This is a genomic window from Thermodesulforhabdaceae bacterium (assembly GCA_037482015.1).
Taxonomy (GTDB): domain Bacteria; phylum Desulfobacterota; class Syntrophobacteria; order Syntrophobacterales; family Thermodesulforhabdaceae; genus JAOACS01.
Window position 1 is genome coordinate 206308 of the sequence record JBBFKT010000001.1, and the last position, 17269, is coordinate 223576.

Genomic DNA, 17269 nt, shown 5'->3' on the forward strand with positions numbered 1-17269 from the left:
TGACGACTACAGCACCAACCACCGACATGGGGTAACTTGTGCTTGTTCGCCCCCAGCGCAATGTTCTCCTGGTGCGAGGGTTCAAAACTAAATACCCAATTACGCACGTGAGTGCGAGCAATAACCAAGCGATGGACGGATAATCCTGCCCCATCTTCTCTCTGCCTAACGATGAAATCAGCTACCACAAGACCGCAGGCCTTGTGGTCAAGCTGCATTGACTTGTTAGCAGCAAGTGACTCTGTGGCTCTGGGGTCAGATCTTGAAATATCACTTTCTATCTTTTGCTCTCATCCTTTTTGCTCTTAATCAGACTTTTTATCTGCTCAATAAATTTTTTGCCGCCAGGGTATATTTGTCCCTTTATATCTTTCTATGGAGCCTCCACCTTTAATCCTGCCCGGACAAACTCCATGAATCGCTTTTCCGCTATTTTACTTTCTTTACCAAACTGAAGCAGGATCGAGTCATCAGTTAAACAAGGAATGCCAGGATCAAGCCCTGCCAGTGCCCTGAAACTACCCCAGTTCCATTCTTCCGGCCTGCTCACAAGACCGGCTCTTACAGGGTTCAAAGCTATTACCTGCCTCGATGTTATGTGGTAAAAGGCACCTGGAATTTCAATCCGTAATGGTCTTGCCATGATTTAGAGCATCGTATGTTACATGATCTTTAGATTGCAGGACCTGACCTCTAAACTTTTATTATATTTTATACTACTGAAAAAGAGTTTTTAAAAGTATAGAGCCCGTTTTTGTTATATCGCAAGATCTGACCCCTACTCCTATAGCTTGGAATGAGAAATAACCCTGTAAACAAATCTACCTTATAAGGATGTAAAGCCTACAACAGGAACATCTCCTCAGTCACACCGCAATTCCCGGAGGATGAATTCTATGACCTTTGGCCAGGAATCTGATGCAGCTTTTGCAGCTGATTCAGCTGTACCGCCCAGCCCTTCCCAGACCTGGATTGTGGGCAGATAGAACTTACGCATGGTAGTTGGATAATATGGATACGGGACCAGCATGTGCCCACCTTGATCGTAGGACAAAATCTCAAAGGAGCGGGGATGATTGTGAGCCTTGAGGCGATCAATTGTTATCTTGGATAATATCTGAGATGGCCAGACTCCATCGTTAGGGTTGCCTATCAACAAAAACGCCGCTTTGGAATTCTCCACGGGAATCGTTGCGCTCTGGATACGAGACTCCTGCATTTTAAGACTATAGAGAAATGAAGGTTCGGTAAAATAAGTCGTGCCTTTTGCTTTGGCCTCAAGAAATAATCTCTGTGACTCATCATCGGTCAAAAACAACAGATACGGAAATGGATGCCCTCTAAATGTCCACGCCGGTGCCGGTTTGGAGCCAATTCCCTGCCAGATAACACCGCTTGGCGTATATCCTACAACAGCTTTAATCTGGTGAAAAATGGAGGCGGATAAAATGGCCAGTTCCCCTCCTCGGGACGCACCGATAATGCCAAAACAGTCCTTCGCTACGAAAGGCTGCTGGTTCAGCCATTGCAAAGCCTTTTCAATAGTTTCCAGAGGGATATTCTCCAAGGTAGCAGGCAAGCCTTCGAAACCAAAGTAAGCAAGTGCCAGGGTCGGAAGGCGTGTTTTGGAAGCGATAACTGCTGCCCATCCCTGATTATACCCGCCCTCAGAGCCACCTAAAACAATAAGGGCAGGTGTGGGCCGGCTGAGCTCCCGCGGTCTAAAAAAGACCCCGACGATAGGCTCGGTCAACTCCTGGCTGTCAAGTTCCACACGGGATACGCGCTCAATAACCTGGCTAACTTTTTCCTGCCCGTTTGCTATCAAGGTTATGGTGATACTGGGCATTATGGGAAAGGGAGAAACCATTTCTCTCGCCTGCTGGCATGTCATGGACCAGAAGAGTCCAGCCTGATCCTTCCCCTGATAGGAACCTTCAACAGGCGCATCCCGCGATGTGTCTATTGTACCCGCCCCATCAGCTTTGAAAGATGCCTGCGAGGACCAGATATTCCCGAACTGGTCGGCCCCGGACACTACAATAGACCCTGTCTGTCCGGGCTGCAAGCCGCTGACTCTTATGTGGATCGGGTCGCCAATCAGTACTCGTTTCGGTAACACCTCAAGTTTTAACTCCATGTCTTTCCCCCCTGTTTGTGCAAGGCAGGTTGCGGGCAAGCCTACAGATAGACAAAAAATGAATACCATGATCGGAAGGGACTTTGCCAGATGACGCAATACAAGAAGAACAATTAGAAAGAGCGGATATAGAATATCCCACCAGAAAACATATCCGGCATTCCCGGGAGCAAAGTTCTTGTGTTTGACCATATGGCGGATGTGGCCCCCAGCGCATCCCCAAAGATAAATGGTCGCTATAATGACTGTGGCAAGCTGGAATTCATTTCCATAATATGGGGCTAAAAGGCCCAGAACGGCGATCGCCAGAGCTGCCATTCCCACCTCAAACTGAAAAGGACTGCCTTTTTCCCAGCCAATATGCTCTGCGATTGCATCACCGAAAAAAAGGTGGCCAATTGCAAAGCCGAGCATCTGGCACCCCAACCCATAGAAAAAAGCATTGTCCAGAAGCATAGACAACCAATTCGACCATCCTTGCTGCAAGCCATCCGTAATAGTAAAGACAAAAACGCACAATAGGGGAATAGCGACGGAATAACGCATGATGAATTTTTTCATGTTTTCTTCTCCCAATGTTCAAGCTCACCGGCGGGGGTGGAGCGAAGTGGAATCCCTGTCCGGTGCAGTGTCTGGTTGCGTGTCTGATTCCGCCCATCTCTTATTGCTCAAAAATCAAAACGGGCTGAGAGCGGGTAGAAGCCAAAGCAAATTCCACCAGTTGAACCCTATAACCTCGATGCCACCAAATGACCAGACTGCCCAGGCAGCAGCAATGAAAAATAAGCCATAGGGTGCAAGCATTAGTTTCCAATATGGTGTTGACGGATGCCGCCATGGCGGATAGTACAATACCGCGACAACGGCAGCCCCGGTCAAGGCTATCCCCACGACACCTTGCCCAAATTTTTGCCGGTAAAAAAATAGGCCTGCCAGGATAAGAACCCAAAAAAATCCCCCTCCCCAACCGGCAATCCATCCAGCCTTTTCCCCTGTTCTTTTTTGGTCATTGAACTGCTCCCCAAAAATGAGACACCAATTATGTAGCATTTTAAAGGCATAAATAAGGAGGCGAAATGTATGAGACCTAATAAGTTTTCAGTTGACCAGATAATCAAGATCATTGCAGAAGCGGATCTGCCTGGCAGTTCTATAAACTCTATTGCAAGAAAGTATGGAATTAGTCCTAACACCATATATCGATGGAGGCAGAAATACAAAGGCATATCAATCACCCCAATATCTATACCAGCTTTTGTTATATGACTTTATCATAACCATGTTTTCAATAAATTTGCTGTTCGTAATAGTTCTCCTGCCTCCTGTTCCCATGTTTCTGTTACATGGATTGAAAGCCTCTCAACTAAAGTAATGGATTCTGTTGATCGGAGGATGATGTTCCCACATTGTGGAAGCAGATTAATAAACTCATCTCTAAAGAAAGGCATCGGGTCACCACTCTTAACATAAAGCTCACAGTTTGTGGCTGATTTGCCTGATATGCCTGACTCCACTTTTTCTAAATTAGAAGATGAAAGGGAAAACCCGAAAAGCTTTCGGATAAAATTTCCGCTCATGCCCTTTATGCCAGGAAGATGAAGCATAACCCATGTTCCATTTTTATCCATTTTCGGAATTGCTGCGACAAGATGGTTGGTGGTGCCGTGAGAATCAGTAAGCCAGCATACGGTGAGGTCATCTCCCACCCTTCTATAAACCTGTTCTATAAAGATACCATAAGTAGTAAGGCTGTAAGCATCTCTGATTGATTTAATAACGGGATCAGAAGAATCTACAGGTGTAAATCCCTGTGATGTCAGAAAGTTACTGAGTGGAATAGCAATTGTTGGGTTGGGCTTTCTCTTCCAGAACAGGATAACTAAAAGAAAAACAAGAAAAGCTACCAAGATACCAACAATGCCTGCAATCATATTTCTACTCCATGATTTTGTTTTGATGGTTTCTTCATTATCCCAACATTGCATCTAACCGTGTCTGTTTGACAGGCGTATAACAAGGGATGTTCAGCAGGAGGCTTCACTTGGTTTATTAAGGCTCTACGGGGACGGTGGGGCCATCCGAAATGAGATGTCCGAGAAAGTCTTCTCGTATTGCACGAGTGGCGAAGGACGGCACAAAGAACAAGCCATCAGGAATCGGTTCCAGAAAGGCTTTGAGCAGGATCTTTAAGGGATCGCCGAAACTCTAATGCGTTATTCTGGAGAAGATTTCTCGAATAACTCTGAATCCTTACAAAATGCTCACCCATGTGGAAGATCCCTTTCAAAGCCTTAAAAATATGGGCTCTACTTGCGCCTAGTATATAGTTCATAAAATTCCGTTGCATCACGTATTTGGGACATGGTAGAGTTGGCAAAAATGAAAGGCTAAATACTTATCTCATTCTGCAAGTCACGAAAATTATCATGTAGGGGTGAAAAATTTTTCACCCCTACACACTTAATAATTTGTTTAAGGGATCTTCACTCTAAAGGAATAATTTCGTCCGGTTTTATTTCTTTAGATTCATCAGCCTTTGTAATTTGGAGTTTTGGTATGTCCTTATTCTTTGTTATTGCTGGTAAAGTTTCTACAGCAACAGATCTTTCTGTGCTTCCGTAAACCATAACCACCAAGCCATCAATGAGTTCCTGAATGGATCTTATTTCTTGAAGCACTAAATTTGCCGCACTGGCCAATTCTTCTGAATGTGCTGCACTTTGTTGAACTATAATATTTACTTCAGAAATCGCTTTGTTGATTTGAACAACTCCATCGGCCTGCTCGGATGATGCAGAAGATATTTCCTTCGCTAAGGATTCTACCTTTGTAGCCATTTCTGCGAGCTGAATGAAGGCTTTATGGGTTTCTTGGACAAAATTTGAGCCTTCCTTCACTCTGGATATAGTGGTTTCTATCAAATGAGCCGTTTGTTTAGCCGCTTCAGCTGCCCTCATTGCTAGAGCTCTTACCTCATCAGCCACAACTGCAAAACCAGCCCCCGCTTCCCCTGCTCGAGCCGCTTCCACTGCTGCATTCAGAGCTAGAAGATTGGTTTGAAAAGCTATTTCATCTATAGTCTTAATGATTTTTGATGTTTCTTCACTGGCTTTTGAAATGTCTTCCATAGAGTTTATAAGTCTTTCCATGGCGGTGTTGGCTTCTTTCACGACAGAATTGGTTTCGGTAATAAGATGTTCTGCTTCTCGGGCATTCTCGGCATTTTGCCTTGTCATGGCGGACATTTGTTCAAGGGATGATGAAGTTTCCTCAATGGCTGACGCCTGTTTTGTGGTTCCCTCCGCGAGATCTCTGCTTGATTCGGATACCTGCATTACTGCCGAGGTTATCTCCACCAATCCGTCATCCACAGCCTTTGCTAGCCTTTTCACAGGAACTGTAATAGAACGACTTATCAAAAAGCTACTGATAATCATAATGGCTATAGCTACAGCAACTATAGTCAACCCTGTAAGCGTGTTTGTCTTCTTGCTTGTATTAAGAGCTTTGCTGATCTCTTCAGAGGTTTCAGCACCCAGAACAAGCAGTTTTTCTCTGATCTCTTCAAGTTCCTTGCTCAGTCTGGCCTGCTCCTTCCACTCTTTGTGAATGTTTGAGACCAGAGATTCGTATTCAGGGGCAACCTTCAGCATATATTCAAGATAGGCTTCAAACACTTCAAGGCTGCTGTCTTTTTTTCCCGTTTTTAAGGATTTTAAGTTTTTAATTATTCCTTCTAAATTTTTGATCTCTTTTTTTACATCCTCATAGTTTTGAGAAAATGTGGTTTGAAATTCCTCTTCTTTGCCATACATTATGAGATCGTCGCTTAGAGACATGAAGATAGTGTTTAATCCATTTATGATGGTTTTGTTAGATACTGCAATTGATGAGTATTCAATAGGTGCTTCTCCCTGAGTGATGTATGCCATGGATATGAGTCCTTCAATGGTCTTTGTCATGTCCAGTGATTTCTTATTCATGTCTGAAAGCAGAGACCGAAGGCTATTCTGTTCTCCCACAATTTTTTCGGCTACAGCCTGTGTGCTAGTGAAAACTTCTTCATATTTTTTGAGAATATCCTCCAGCCTGGCTATGCGATCTGAATAATCTGAGGATTTCGCTTTTAAAGCACTTATGAACTCCTTCAGATTTTTGACTTTTGAAACGACAAGTTCGGCGACATCCCCTTTGTAGGTTCTCAAGTAGTCCTTTTCACTCACTATGACGTTTAGCAGCTTCCCTTGAAATTTATAAACATCGCTGGTGAGATCATATTGGCTGTAAATCTTAGTGCTGAAGTACTGAGAAGAGGCGAAAGCCACTATATATAACAGGACAGCTGACAGAAGCTGTATGGTCAGTTTTGTGGATATTCTCATTTTTTGAAAAACCTCCAACCTCTTTGATCATGGTAAAAAAGATGGAGCAAGTAGCATGCTGTCGCTTGCAAACCTGCTCCATCATATGTTCTTGTTAAGCTTGCTTTTTTCTCATTTGAGGGATTTGTTCAGGTCTTCCACAGAAGACTGATCATCATAGATGCCCGCTACAACTGCGTGATTTGTTCCTTCCACGTTGAGGGAATATGACAGCTTTCTTGAAGGAGTTTGCTCACCTGGCTTGGGCCACCAGTATTCAACCCACCCTCCCTTGGGATTTTTGGCAGCCTCACAGATCTCACTGGAAAAAAGCTTACCCTTCGCATCCTTTATGGCTATCACGTTTTTCCCAATGAGCTGGGGCTGCATCGGATGGGCTAGGACTGTCGCCTGAGCACAGTCAACCACGTAGATGTAACTGTCCTTCCAAACCCATTTTCCGTCCTTTTTGTTGAACTCTTCCAGTGCTTTGTTGCCTTCTTTAGCCAGGAACTGAGCTGCTTCTCTCACTTTCTGAACCACTTCCTCTGGTGGGGCTTTTTCCCCGGCAAAGAGAGCGGAAACAGACAACAATGAGAGGAATAACCCAATGACCATCAAGAAACTCAGTTTTTTCATGATAAACCCCTCCTTTGATTTTGTGTAATTCTTTTGATTGTAAAAAACAAAGCTTTTCCTCATGGTCCCCCATGGGCGGGGCTATATAAATTCTATCGTTATATTTTGTCAATGTGAAAAAGGTGATACCTTAAAATTGAGGATTTTTAGAGACTTATGGTATAAATTTATGGGCAGGTTGGGACATCTCGTTACCGAGGTGCACTCCGTGGTCATCTCGCTGTCGGATCCAGGTTAGAACAGCCATTGTCAACAATGAAGGTCAACTTATTCATGTTCGGTACACATCCGAGCCTGAGCAACTTCATGTAACAATTTACCAGTATCTTAATCTTTTCTTGAGACCCCTCAAAACTGTGAGAAAAATCAATTAAGTCAAAATCCGTAGTGTCGAGAGAAGATGATTTATCAAGCTATTGCAGTAACCCACACGAAAGAATGATAAACTTATTTTAACTTTAAGGGGCTATACTTACACGATTTCTGCCTTCGGCTTTACTTCGGTATAGTTCTTGGTCAGCCCTGTTTACTACCTCCTCGAAAGACTCGCCAGGTTTTGATAATGCTCCACCTAAAGAAACGGTCACGGCAATCTTTTCCCCATCATGATCAAACCAGCTTTTTTCTACAAGCATTCGAATAAGCTCTGCCGTAGCACGTAGTTCCTCTACCGATACGTTACGGCAGACAACCAAAAATTCTTCTCCCCCCCAACGGCAGGGTGCATTCTGTTTTCTAACGACCCCAGTTAAGACATTAGCGACCATTCGCAACACCTTATCGCCCACTCCATGACCCCACCTATCATTAACAGCTTTAAAATGATCAATATCCAAGAAAAGAATCCCATATGGCATTCCGTATTCCCTTTCATCCCTTTCACATTCCTTCAATCGGATTTCTGCAAAGCGCCTGTTGCCAATGCCCGTTAGGGGATCTGTGAGCGCCTCTTTACGAAGCATTTGAATTTCTTCCAAGATATTGAAATTCTCGTTGATAGTGTTGAAGACTTCCACTGCTCCTATGATATTTCCTGAGAGGTCTTTCATAGACATGGTTCGTATGTGAACAGGTAGTCTGTGCCCAAACTTGTGGTGAAGATATATTCTTGCCTCATGCATTCGCTCATCTTGGATCGCCTCCATAAGGGGACATCCTTCTTTACAAAGCTCCTTTCCAGATTCGTCCACATGCCTGAGGATATTGTCTGAGCATGATTTTCCTATAACTTCCTTAGCCGTATAACCTGTAATGCGCTCTGCTGATTTGTTCCAGAAAGTGATTCGACGATCGACGTTAACGAAATACACCCCATCTGCCATAAAATCTAAGAGTTTCTTGTAAAAAGACTCATCCATGATAAAACCTCCTCCAAACTAACTGCTAAGCTTATAAATCAAACTGAAAATGCAAACGGATTCTTTTAGAATTTCCAATGTTATTAACTTTGCCATTTTATAAAAAAGTAAATAAGATTGACTTATTAAACTGTAGCAACCTTACTTTTAATAAGATTTCAGTGTCTAAAAGCTAACTCTTTTGAATGGATATTCGGTTCTTTCATAAAGCATGAAGTATCCATAGCGCCCAGCTAACTTAAACCTGGGAAGATAGCCAAAAACCGCCTCAGGCCATCTCCCCGCTATACGATCTTCCGATGGAGTTTTTCCCTTGCCAGCATACACAACCACATAGTCCACAAATAAATGGGGGGACGATAGAACCGTCTCGTATTCATACTGATAGGGCAAAACAAACCTTCTGGCATCTCCTTCAATGAAGACCACTGGAAAGCCTTTTGTATCATCTATCAGAACGGAAGTTCCTGGACGAATATGTTTTACAATAGCTCGAGCATGTCCCACGGTTGAATTTTCCAAAGGCTTGACTAATGCTTGCTTGAAAGCCTGTTCCTCGGGGTGTTGGTTTCCTAGCAGAGTCCAGTTAAAGATTAAAGACATAATCATGCTTGCCGCAAAAAGCCTATCTATCCAGGGCAGTTTTGCCTCGCCCGGAAAATTTACCCAGAAAGATAAAGCTGCAACCAAAAACAAAATGGAATAACTCATGGAATGCTCATGAGTCGCACCAATCAACGCATCTGCCCATATGAGAATAAACGGTGCGGCAAGAATGGAAGGGGTTACTCTGCATTTTTGAAATCCAATTTTCCACTGTCTTATAAACGCAACAAAGATGGGCAAAACGAAGGGAAGCAGGACTTTTGTGCGTTCAAAAAGATAGATCGTAGCGCCTTTAAGATCTCCGGCAGGATTCCACCCAGATGTTGCTCCCATGGAACTTAGCCAGGCTCTGAAAAAATAAAGTGGATCCTTCATGAACACCCAGTTGAGATAACTCCACCCACCAAGAAAGAAAAGCGATGGGAAGAAAGCAATTATGGCAACGGACATCTTTTGTCCAATATCCTGTTTTTCTTTGGTTATTATGAAGGGCAGGATAAGAACCGGAATAAGAAACATTGCCTGAAACCGAAGAAAAAACAGAAAAGCCGTCATCATGCCAAAGAGAAGAAGATCTATGGTGTAGTGAAATCGACAATAGCGATATAGATGATGAACTAATTGCAAGAACACGCCTATAAAAAGGCAGAAACTTTGGTGTTCTGACAGAAGGAAAAGGGATGCCGGGGAAGCCAGAACATACAGGAGCACAACCAAGGCAATGCTCAATGGAATGCGCCCTATAGAGTGCGCCTTAAAGGTGAAAAATAGAAGTAAACTCGCTGAAAGAGCTCCCACGAAAGCTGAAGAAATAAATGGATTTTGAAATATTAGAACGAATACGTATATCAAAGGAGGATACACGAAGCCGAGGTTTTCTAAACGAGGCGGATAGCCGTGAAATACAAGCATAGCCTTTTCGCCTAGCATGAGAAGCTCGCCGTAAGCATAGTTATTTCTAAAAGCGGTTGTGTTGAGAAGCAGCAGAAATAGAAATAAACTCAGAAATACGCAAATCCCCAGAAAAATCCTGGTGGCTTTATGTGGAAGGGGTGGTTTTGACTTTTGTAATTCCATGTTGCGTTTTTTCCCAGTAGAAGGGTTTTGAGAAAAGTTGCCATAAAGCTTTGTAGGCGGCTAAGGAATGAAAGAATAACCAGTAAAAGGGGTTTATTAAACTGTAGGGCATGAGATGATGGAGTTTTCGCCTGAAGACTGCGATCATGTTAAGATATACACCAAGGAAGTTTCCACCCAGTAAGTTAAAAAGTCCCCAGTAGACAATTATAGGTGGTAAGAATGGATCAAAGATCTTAGTCTGAGTACATATCCAGTAGATGAAAACACTCCATACAATGGGAACTGATAGAAACATAAGTGGGGTGCCTGTCACAAAGAGTTGGAAACTCATCCATTTTGTAAATCCCAGGGTTTTGAGCATACGAAGGGGGTGTCTGTTATAAACCAGGGATGTTTGCATGTAACCTTTGATCCATCTGGATCTTTGTCGTATCCAGTTCCAGTAGCGAGAATTGGCTTCTTCGTATGTCGTTGAGTTAATTACTCCGACGGTCATCCCGTGAGCAGTTGCTCGGATGCCTAGATCTGCATCTTCCGTGACATTAAAAGGATCCCATCCCCCAAGAAGTCTTAAATATTCTACCTTGAAGTGATTGCTTGTTCCCCCTAAAGGTATTGGAAGTTTCAAACGATCGAGCCCCGGAAGAAGATAATCAAACCAGTAGGAGTACTCCAGCGTAAACATACGTGTTATGAAGTTTTCCGTAGCGTTAAAGTAATTTAGAGCAGCTTGAATACATATACAGGATGGGTCGTTCTTGGAAAATCCAACAATGGCTTTTTTTAGCTGATCTGGATCCGGTATGTCTTCTGCATCGTAAATGGTAAGATAGGTCCCTCGAGCGAAAAACAACCCATAATTGCAGGCTTTAGGTTTTGTTTTGGGAATGGCGTGAGGAATTATAAGAAATCGCCAGTTACCGGGGGGTTTTGCTTTCTTTGCCGCTTCCAGAGTAGCTTTGTCGTCTTCTTCCAGGAGAAGGATGATGTCTAGTTTGTTTGGGGGGTAGTCCATCGCCTTTAGGGCTTTTACAAGATGTCCTATAACCTCTGGCTCTTTGTAAACAGGCACAAGGATTGTGTAAACAGGTAGATTTTCGTCTTTTAGACTTTCTACCTCTTCTTTACTTACCGGCTCTGATATTTCATGTTTTGCCCCCACCAGGCTGAGGACGGTTTTGAACAATATAAGAACAGAAAAGGTTGTCTGTATTATTCCGAATATAGAAGCTACGAGTGATTTAATATCTAAGTAACACCATATGAGAACCAGATACAGGAAAATCCCCATAGCAATTACTTGGTTGCGACTAAAAACCTTTATGGCAGATTCTTCAGGATTTCTATAAAAAAGGCCGTATATAGCCAGATCCGCCAGCTCGGTGTTCCATATGTGTTGAACCAGTCTGGTAAAATCCAGATCTGTTATTAACCACGGAACTATTTTTCTGACGTCTAATTTATCCTTGATTATGTTAAGCGCTTCATCAAATTTTTCACCCGGATAATCCGTTAAGATAACAACTTCATCGGGCAGCGTCTTGAAGAAAGGTATTATGTGATATTGTATTGCTTCGGAAGAATCTAATTGCTTTATGAGACTTTTATCGGCTCTTTCGTCAAATTCTTGTGTTGTAAAGTTCCAGAAAGGCATTCTGTAATGTTCTGCTAAAGCCTGGAAAAGCTCCAGGCGTGTTATCCAGCCGAGAGTCAGCAAAATCCATCCCAGCCGTCCTCCCCGCTCTTTCTGGATATTAAGAGCTTCAGTGAGTTGGTCCTCTGTTATGAGACCCCGTTTCAGTAGAATCTGTCCTACGGGTTCATGTGTTGAGGACGGCTTAGTATGAGACCCAGAATGAGCCGTAAAGCCCGCCTCCTGCACCTGTATCTTCTCCCCATGCATGAGAATATGCTGTAACTACAAAGGAAAGATGAGAAGAAAGTCTGAAACGACCGGATACAGAAAGTTTCAAAAGTTTGTAGTCGGGCGTAAGAGTAATATTCTCGCCTATGTATTTGGTTGATCCGTTACCAAGACCCCAGTGAAGTTCGGCTCCCCCTATGAGTTGCAAAAAATCCAGGACGTCATAACCTGCACTGAGCTTCGCTCGAATTTGGTCCGATGGATAGCCAATGTAAAATCTGGGTCCTCCTGCCAGATCAATGAAGCCGTATCGATCTAAGAAGCGAAAGGAAGTTCCGTATTGAAGAAGCCCTTCCAAAGCATATCTTCCATACCCAAGCCTTGGGTTATCTTCAATATCATAACCCAGAGGAACCACAACCATTAGCTGGGACGAAACAACCTGAGTTCCATCAGTCCATAGAAGATGCCGCCACCCCGCTTCAAGGTCGGTTAGTCCGTCATTTGTGGCGGACTTGATTCCCTGATCGTCATCAAGCCAATCGTAGAATACGTTTAAAACCAGAGTATCAGTGGATGTTAAACCATACTCTAGATACGGATTGAGTTCCACCTTAGTAAAGGTTCCTCCACGCTTTCTTTCATTTCCATTACTGTCGAAGTAATGATTTGTCTTATAGTAGTAAAGTATCGTAGAGAAGAAGAAGCTTCCTTTTGGTTGTAACCATGCACCAGCCCATACGTTGCAAGAAAATACCCATATGACAAGAAACATACAAAAACCGATGCTAATCTTACGCCACTTCACTTTAATTCTCCTTGTTAAAGTTTAGGTAAGTTTTCTGTAAACATACCAGAGGAACAGAAACAGCAAAACACCCAAAATTAAGAAGCCATAAACCCTGTACTTAGTCCAGTAGTAGGAAATGCCTTTTTTGCCTGGCATGACAACCTGCATCTTTTCACCGACTTCAAAATTTCTCCATTCTGACCCCGAACAATTTCCGTCGAAACATATAGAACTTACTTGTGTCCACACGGCAACATTGGCACTTCCTTCCATGCGTAGCCCCTTCAAGAATTCTGTCGGTGATATTGAATTTGCTATCGAATCAGATATTGAGAGCATCCCCACGATTGTCTTATTTTTCCCTCGAAAGACCTGCCACACACCCACGTTATCGTTTGTGTTTACATCAAGGATTGTTTGCCCGGTTTGGGGATTTTTAATCAGGAATTGCTCGGAAGTATTTACAAGAGGATCGAAAATGGCCGTTTGAGATGCCTTAAGAACAGCTATTGTAAAGGGAGTTACTGAATTTTCAGAGAAATTGTCCAGTGTTATGGCTCTAACGAATAAAGGTTTTTGCCTTAGTTTTCCAAGTTTTTCCGTTAGTTCCATAGCTAGATTAACGAAGTTAGAGCTTGATTCTCCAAGAATCATCAAGCCTTCTCCAGAAAGAAGTCCCGGGAATGTGTCGAAATTTTCTTGAACGAAAGATGTTCCTATTACTGTGAAAAATGAATCCGGAGAGACGGATACCTCCATATCGGGAAAGCTTCCTTTGCATTCTCCTCGGTTGGTAAAGTAGGAAAAAGTAACGTCCAAGGTATTTCTCGTTTGTAAAAACCTCGATGGGAGCTCAAAAGAAAAGCTCTCTTCTTTTGATTCCCCCGAAGTAATAAGCTTCGAAGCCACAAGAACTCCATTAAGCCTTACTTTTATGAAGGCTCTGTCTTCTTTAGCAATAGGTGTATGATGGTAAATAATCGTCACCATTACTCTCGACGGAAAGTTGCCAAAAGAAGCTATGGAAAATGGGATGGAAAATTGCAAATCCCCAATGCCACGAAGAATAGGGGGAATTATTCCCAGATCAGAAAATTTAATTTCTTTTTCTGGCGCGGTTTTGTCTTTTTCATCTTGTAAGACCTGAACCTTATTCCAGTTAGAAAGAGACATGGAAGGAGAACTGAAATTCCTGGCCATAGTAGAAAGTCCCTGCGGAGAAATCACAATATCTCTTCCTATTATTTTTGCGTCCTCTGCGCCTTCTTTCAGGATGATGTTGGGACTTTTCAGTGAGTAACCACCGGAAGTAAACATACTATCAGTTCTGTAAGAGTGGATAGCTCCAATGAGAGATGCGAAGTTGAACAGTCCCGTTAGTTCCTCATGTTTAATTTGTCCTGATGGTAGAAACAGGTTTAATCTTTCGAGAGGATTTTTTAAAGCATCGTAAAAACTACCGATAACGGGGTAATAAAGTATCTCGAAGAAGCTGGTTGGTTCCAGAATGATCCATGCGTTACCCGTTTGATCATCAACGCATTTGTCGCCTGTGATGGTTATAGAAGTGGTAAGAGTTATATCCAGAAAGTCTCCTATATTGGCATTGTCAATTTCGGGGAAATCAACGATCAGGGGAGACTTGAATGTCTGATCTAAAGCCACAACCTTGATGGGTCTGTTTTCAACATAGACGGTAAGCGTTGACGGTTTTTGAAAAATACCTTGCGGAAAGGTTATGTAGAAAACCCCCTTTGAGTTTTTCAATGACATATTCTGAGTCCAGGGAATGTGAATTCTTGTCGTTCCCTGAATGCCTCGAATCTGAATGGGAAGACGGTATCCCAAGTCGGCAAGCGTCATACTTTTAGCTACCGGAATAAAAACAGCGTCGCTTGGATATGAGTCAAGCTGTTGTGGTGTTGCCGAATCGTCTAATTTCTTGAGTTCCCCCAGAGCATTTTCCATGATTTTTTGATCATCAAAAATCCCAAAGAATAGCAAGTCCTTAGAAGAAACTTTTTTAGGTTTCCACAGTCCATATATATAAAGTGCTTTGTTTATCGTTTCTGAATTTACTCTGATAGTCCACACATTTCTATGTTCTGGAGCTTCGGCAAATGCGTTTAATGTCACAAGAAAGAGCAACAATAAACCGCATATTCTTATTTTTTGCACAGTTCTTACCTCCGATGCAGACATTCTTGCCATCGTTTGATCTGCCAAAGTATCATGAATCAAATTTTATTTACGCTGTCTTAATTGACTTTTTACTATGAGTTTTCAACTGAGATATTTTAATAAAATCAAAAGAGAGATTTTCAGTCATGCGAAGTTAATCCTCCCCAATGGCTATTATGTCGAGATCCTTAACTATTGTGGAAATTCCTATTGACTGATGCCTGGTTTGTTCGGCTATAGCTGCTAATTCCTCGGACTTTGCAGCCACTTCTTGAGTTGTCAAATCGATTTGGATAACAGCTTCTCTGAGTTGCGCTATGCCCTGTGCCTGTTCATTAGAAGCAGTAGATATTTGATTAACTAATTCCACCGCATTACCCAGTTTATCAGACATGTGAGAAAAATTAGCATTAATTTCTTCAACAAACATTTTCCCATTTTTAGCTTTCTCGATCATAGCTTCAATTGTTTCTGATATGCTCTTTGCCGATTCAGCGGCGTTCATGGCAAGCTTTCTTACTTCGTCTGCGACAACGGCAAAACCAACTCCCGCATCTCCTGCTCTGGCAGCTTCTACGGCTGCGTTGAGAGCCAGCAAGTTAGTTTGAAAGGCAATTTTGTCAATAATCTTTATAACATCAGCAATCTTATCGCTTGCCTCATTTATGTCTGACATGTTCGTTGTAAGTTTGCGTATCTCTTTTTTGAAATTATCTACTATCAATTTTATTTCTTGCATTAACTTATCTGCATCTATGGCGTTAGAAGCGTTCTGTTTGGCCATAGAAGATATTTCCTCTAAGGATGCCGACATCTCTTCCAGCGCAGAAGCCTGATCAGTGGCTCCTTTTGAAAGCGAGCGACTGGAAGAAGAAAGCTCTTCGGCGTATTCGTTCAAACTTGAGGAATGTTGGTTCAAGTCTTTGGTTATTCGGATAATTGGGTTAATTATCATCCTTTTTAGGGCAAAACCTATTGCTGCAATAAGAATGAAAGCTAGTACTCCTGCAATAAGGCTGGAAGTTACAAGGGATGATTTGATCATTTGTTGTTCCAGCTTAGGAACAGCAATTAATAATGAAAAATCTTTTACCTCATTACCCAGAACCTTAAGACTGAATTCTTTTGCAATAAAAGAATTTTTCCCGCTTTTTAAATCTCTCGCCTCTTTTCCATTAAAACTCATAAACTTGTCTACATCATCATGGGAAAGGGTAGAACCATATACCAGCAATTTTTGATTTTGATAATAACGTGCATCTACCTGATATTTTTTCTTTATCGAATCATCAATATCTTTATCTTTCTTCATTAAAACTGCAACGTCGGCATCTAAAAGTTTCTTTAATTCTAAAAGGTTTTCGGACTTGGGATAGATTCCAACTTTTACAAGTCCAGCAAACCGATTCTCAAAAAAGATCGGAGCTACTGCGTCAAGGCTTAGCAATCCAGTAGAAGTGGATACATCTATATTTGCCTTAGGTTTTTTTGTATTTAAGACTTCTCCGAATATTTGTGTTTTTGACTTATCATCCCCATAAAAGTCGGGATTGTGTGCTCGAAGGACAATAATGCCTTTATCGTTGGTGACTTCCACAGTGTTGACATCTTTATCCTGATTTTTAAGTTTCTCGTAGATGGGGATCAAAACCATTTTTAGGGCTTCTCGGTCACCTGTAAGAAGGGCTCTACCAATGTTTGGATCTTCGTCAATTTGAGTTGAATATCTACTGAGTTTTGATAATTTCTCTGCAAAAAAGAACTCTGACATTTCCTTCATTCTTGGTAGTCTTTCGTTGTAAATCTTAAAATAGGTTTTCGATGTCAAAAAATATATAACAACTTGATTAAGTGCGAATAAAACCAGCAGGCACGCCGTGAAGATAACCAGAAGCTTGGCTTGGAGAGATTTTTTGGAGATAGAAAAACCAATCATTTGTCCCTCCCATGTTTACGATGTCCTAGTAAATAGGGCTTAATATTCTCCTAAAAATCATTAATTGAACCAGTGTTGTTTGTGTTTTAATGATGACCCCAAAATTTATATAAACCAAGTCAACTTTTAGCAAAAATGATGATTTTTTTCAACTTTATAAAGAAGGTTATAAAATTCCTGTTATTGGGTTAGTTTGCAAATTTTTTTTCCCTGTCGAACCCAACTTCTATAACCGCTCGATGTGGACTCGCATGACGGGTGGTGTGGGAGAGATTCGGTCAGTCAAACTGGCCGCCCCCACCATCCCAATATGG

12 protein-coding genes are annotated in these 17269 nt (G+C 42.2%); 1 reads left to right on the forward strand and 11 read right to left on the reverse strand.

The annotated features are described in order from the left end of the window. Nucleotides 1–373: 373 nt before the first annotated feature. Both WHS38_00915 and WHS38_00920 read right to left on the reverse strand, forming a co-directional pair. The gene (locus tag WHS38_00915; protein MEJ5299532.1) at nt 374–643 is read right to left on the reverse strand and encodes a hypothetical protein; all 270 of its coding nucleotides are present in this window, start codon (nt 641–643) and stop codon (nt 374–376) included. Nucleotides 644–862: 219 nt separating this feature from the next. Beyond that, nucleotides 863–2701, reverse strand: coding sequence for an acyl-CoA thioesterase/bile acid-CoA:amino acid N-acyltransferase family protein (locus tag WHS38_00920; GenBank protein MEJ5299533.1), 1839 nt, complete (start codon nt 2699–2701; stop codon nt 863–865). Between the two features lie 519 nt (nt 2702–3220). On the opposite strand from WHS38_00920, the gene WHS38_00925 reads away from it, so the two are divergent. Further along, entirely contained in the window at nt 3221–3406 is a 186-nt protein-coding gene (locus WHS38_00925) for a transposase (protein ID MEJ5299534.1), read from the forward strand. A 5-nt stretch (nt 3407–3411) separates the two neighbouring features. Here the strand turns inward: WHS38_00925 and WHS38_00930 are convergent, their stop codons facing one another. The 9 genes from WHS38_00930 to WHS38_00970 form a co-directional block, all read right to left on the reverse strand. Then, complete coding sequence (locus WHS38_00930; GenBank protein MEJ5299535.1) at nt 3412–4071, reverse strand: hypothetical protein; 660 nt, start codon at nt 4069–4071, stop codon at nt 3412–3414. Between the two features lie 552 nt (nt 4072–4623). Continuing rightward, nucleotides 4624–6522 (reverse strand): methyl-accepting chemotaxis protein, encoded by a 1899-nt coding sequence (locus WHS38_00935; protein MEJ5299536.1) that lies wholly within the window; start codon nt 6520–6522, stop codon nt 4624–4626. A 111-nt stretch (nt 6523–6633) separates the two neighbouring features. Further along, on the reverse strand, nt 6634–7140 hold the full coding sequence (locus WHS38_00940; protein ID MEJ5299537.1) for a cache domain-containing protein: 507 nt from the start codon (nt 7138–7140) through the stop codon (nt 6634–6636). Nucleotides 7141–7598: 458 nt separating this feature from the next. Then, on the reverse strand, nt 7599–8498 hold the full coding sequence (locus WHS38_00945; protein MEJ5299538.1) for a diguanylate cyclase: 900 nt from the start codon (nt 8496–8498) through the stop codon (nt 7599–7601). A gap of 165 nt (nt 8499–8663) precedes the next feature. After that, nucleotides 8664–10181 (reverse strand): hypothetical protein, encoded by a 1518-nt coding sequence (locus tag WHS38_00950; GenBank protein ID MEJ5299539.1) that lies wholly within the window; start codon nt 10179–10181, stop codon nt 8664–8666. Next, complete coding sequence (locus tag WHS38_00955) at nt 10144–12066, reverse strand: glycosyltransferase (GenBank protein MEJ5299540.1); 1923 nt, start codon at nt 12064–12066, stop codon at nt 10144–10146. The genes WHS38_00950 and WHS38_00955 overlap by 38 nt, the downstream gene beginning before the upstream one ends. Next, nucleotides 12023–12856, reverse strand: a complete 834-nt coding sequence (locus tag WHS38_00960) for a hypothetical protein (protein ID MEJ5299541.1) — start codon at nt 12854–12856, stop codon at nt 12023–12025. Before WHS38_00960 ends, WHS38_00955 begins: the two co-directional genes overlap by 44 nt. Before the next feature lie 21 nt (nt 12857–12877). Then, nucleotides 12878–15049, reverse strand: a complete 2172-nt coding sequence (locus WHS38_00965; protein ID MEJ5299542.1) for a cellulose biosynthesis cyclic di-GMP-binding regulatory protein BcsB — start codon at nt 15047–15049, stop codon at nt 12878–12880. A 124-nt stretch (nt 15050–15173) separates the two neighbouring features. Beyond that, nucleotides 15174–16955: a methyl-accepting chemotaxis protein gene (locus tag WHS38_00970; GenBank protein MEJ5299543.1), complete on the reverse strand. Its 1782-nt coding sequence runs from the start codon at nt 16953–16955 to the stop codon at nt 15174–15176. Nucleotides 16956–17269: the final 314 nt, after the last annotated feature.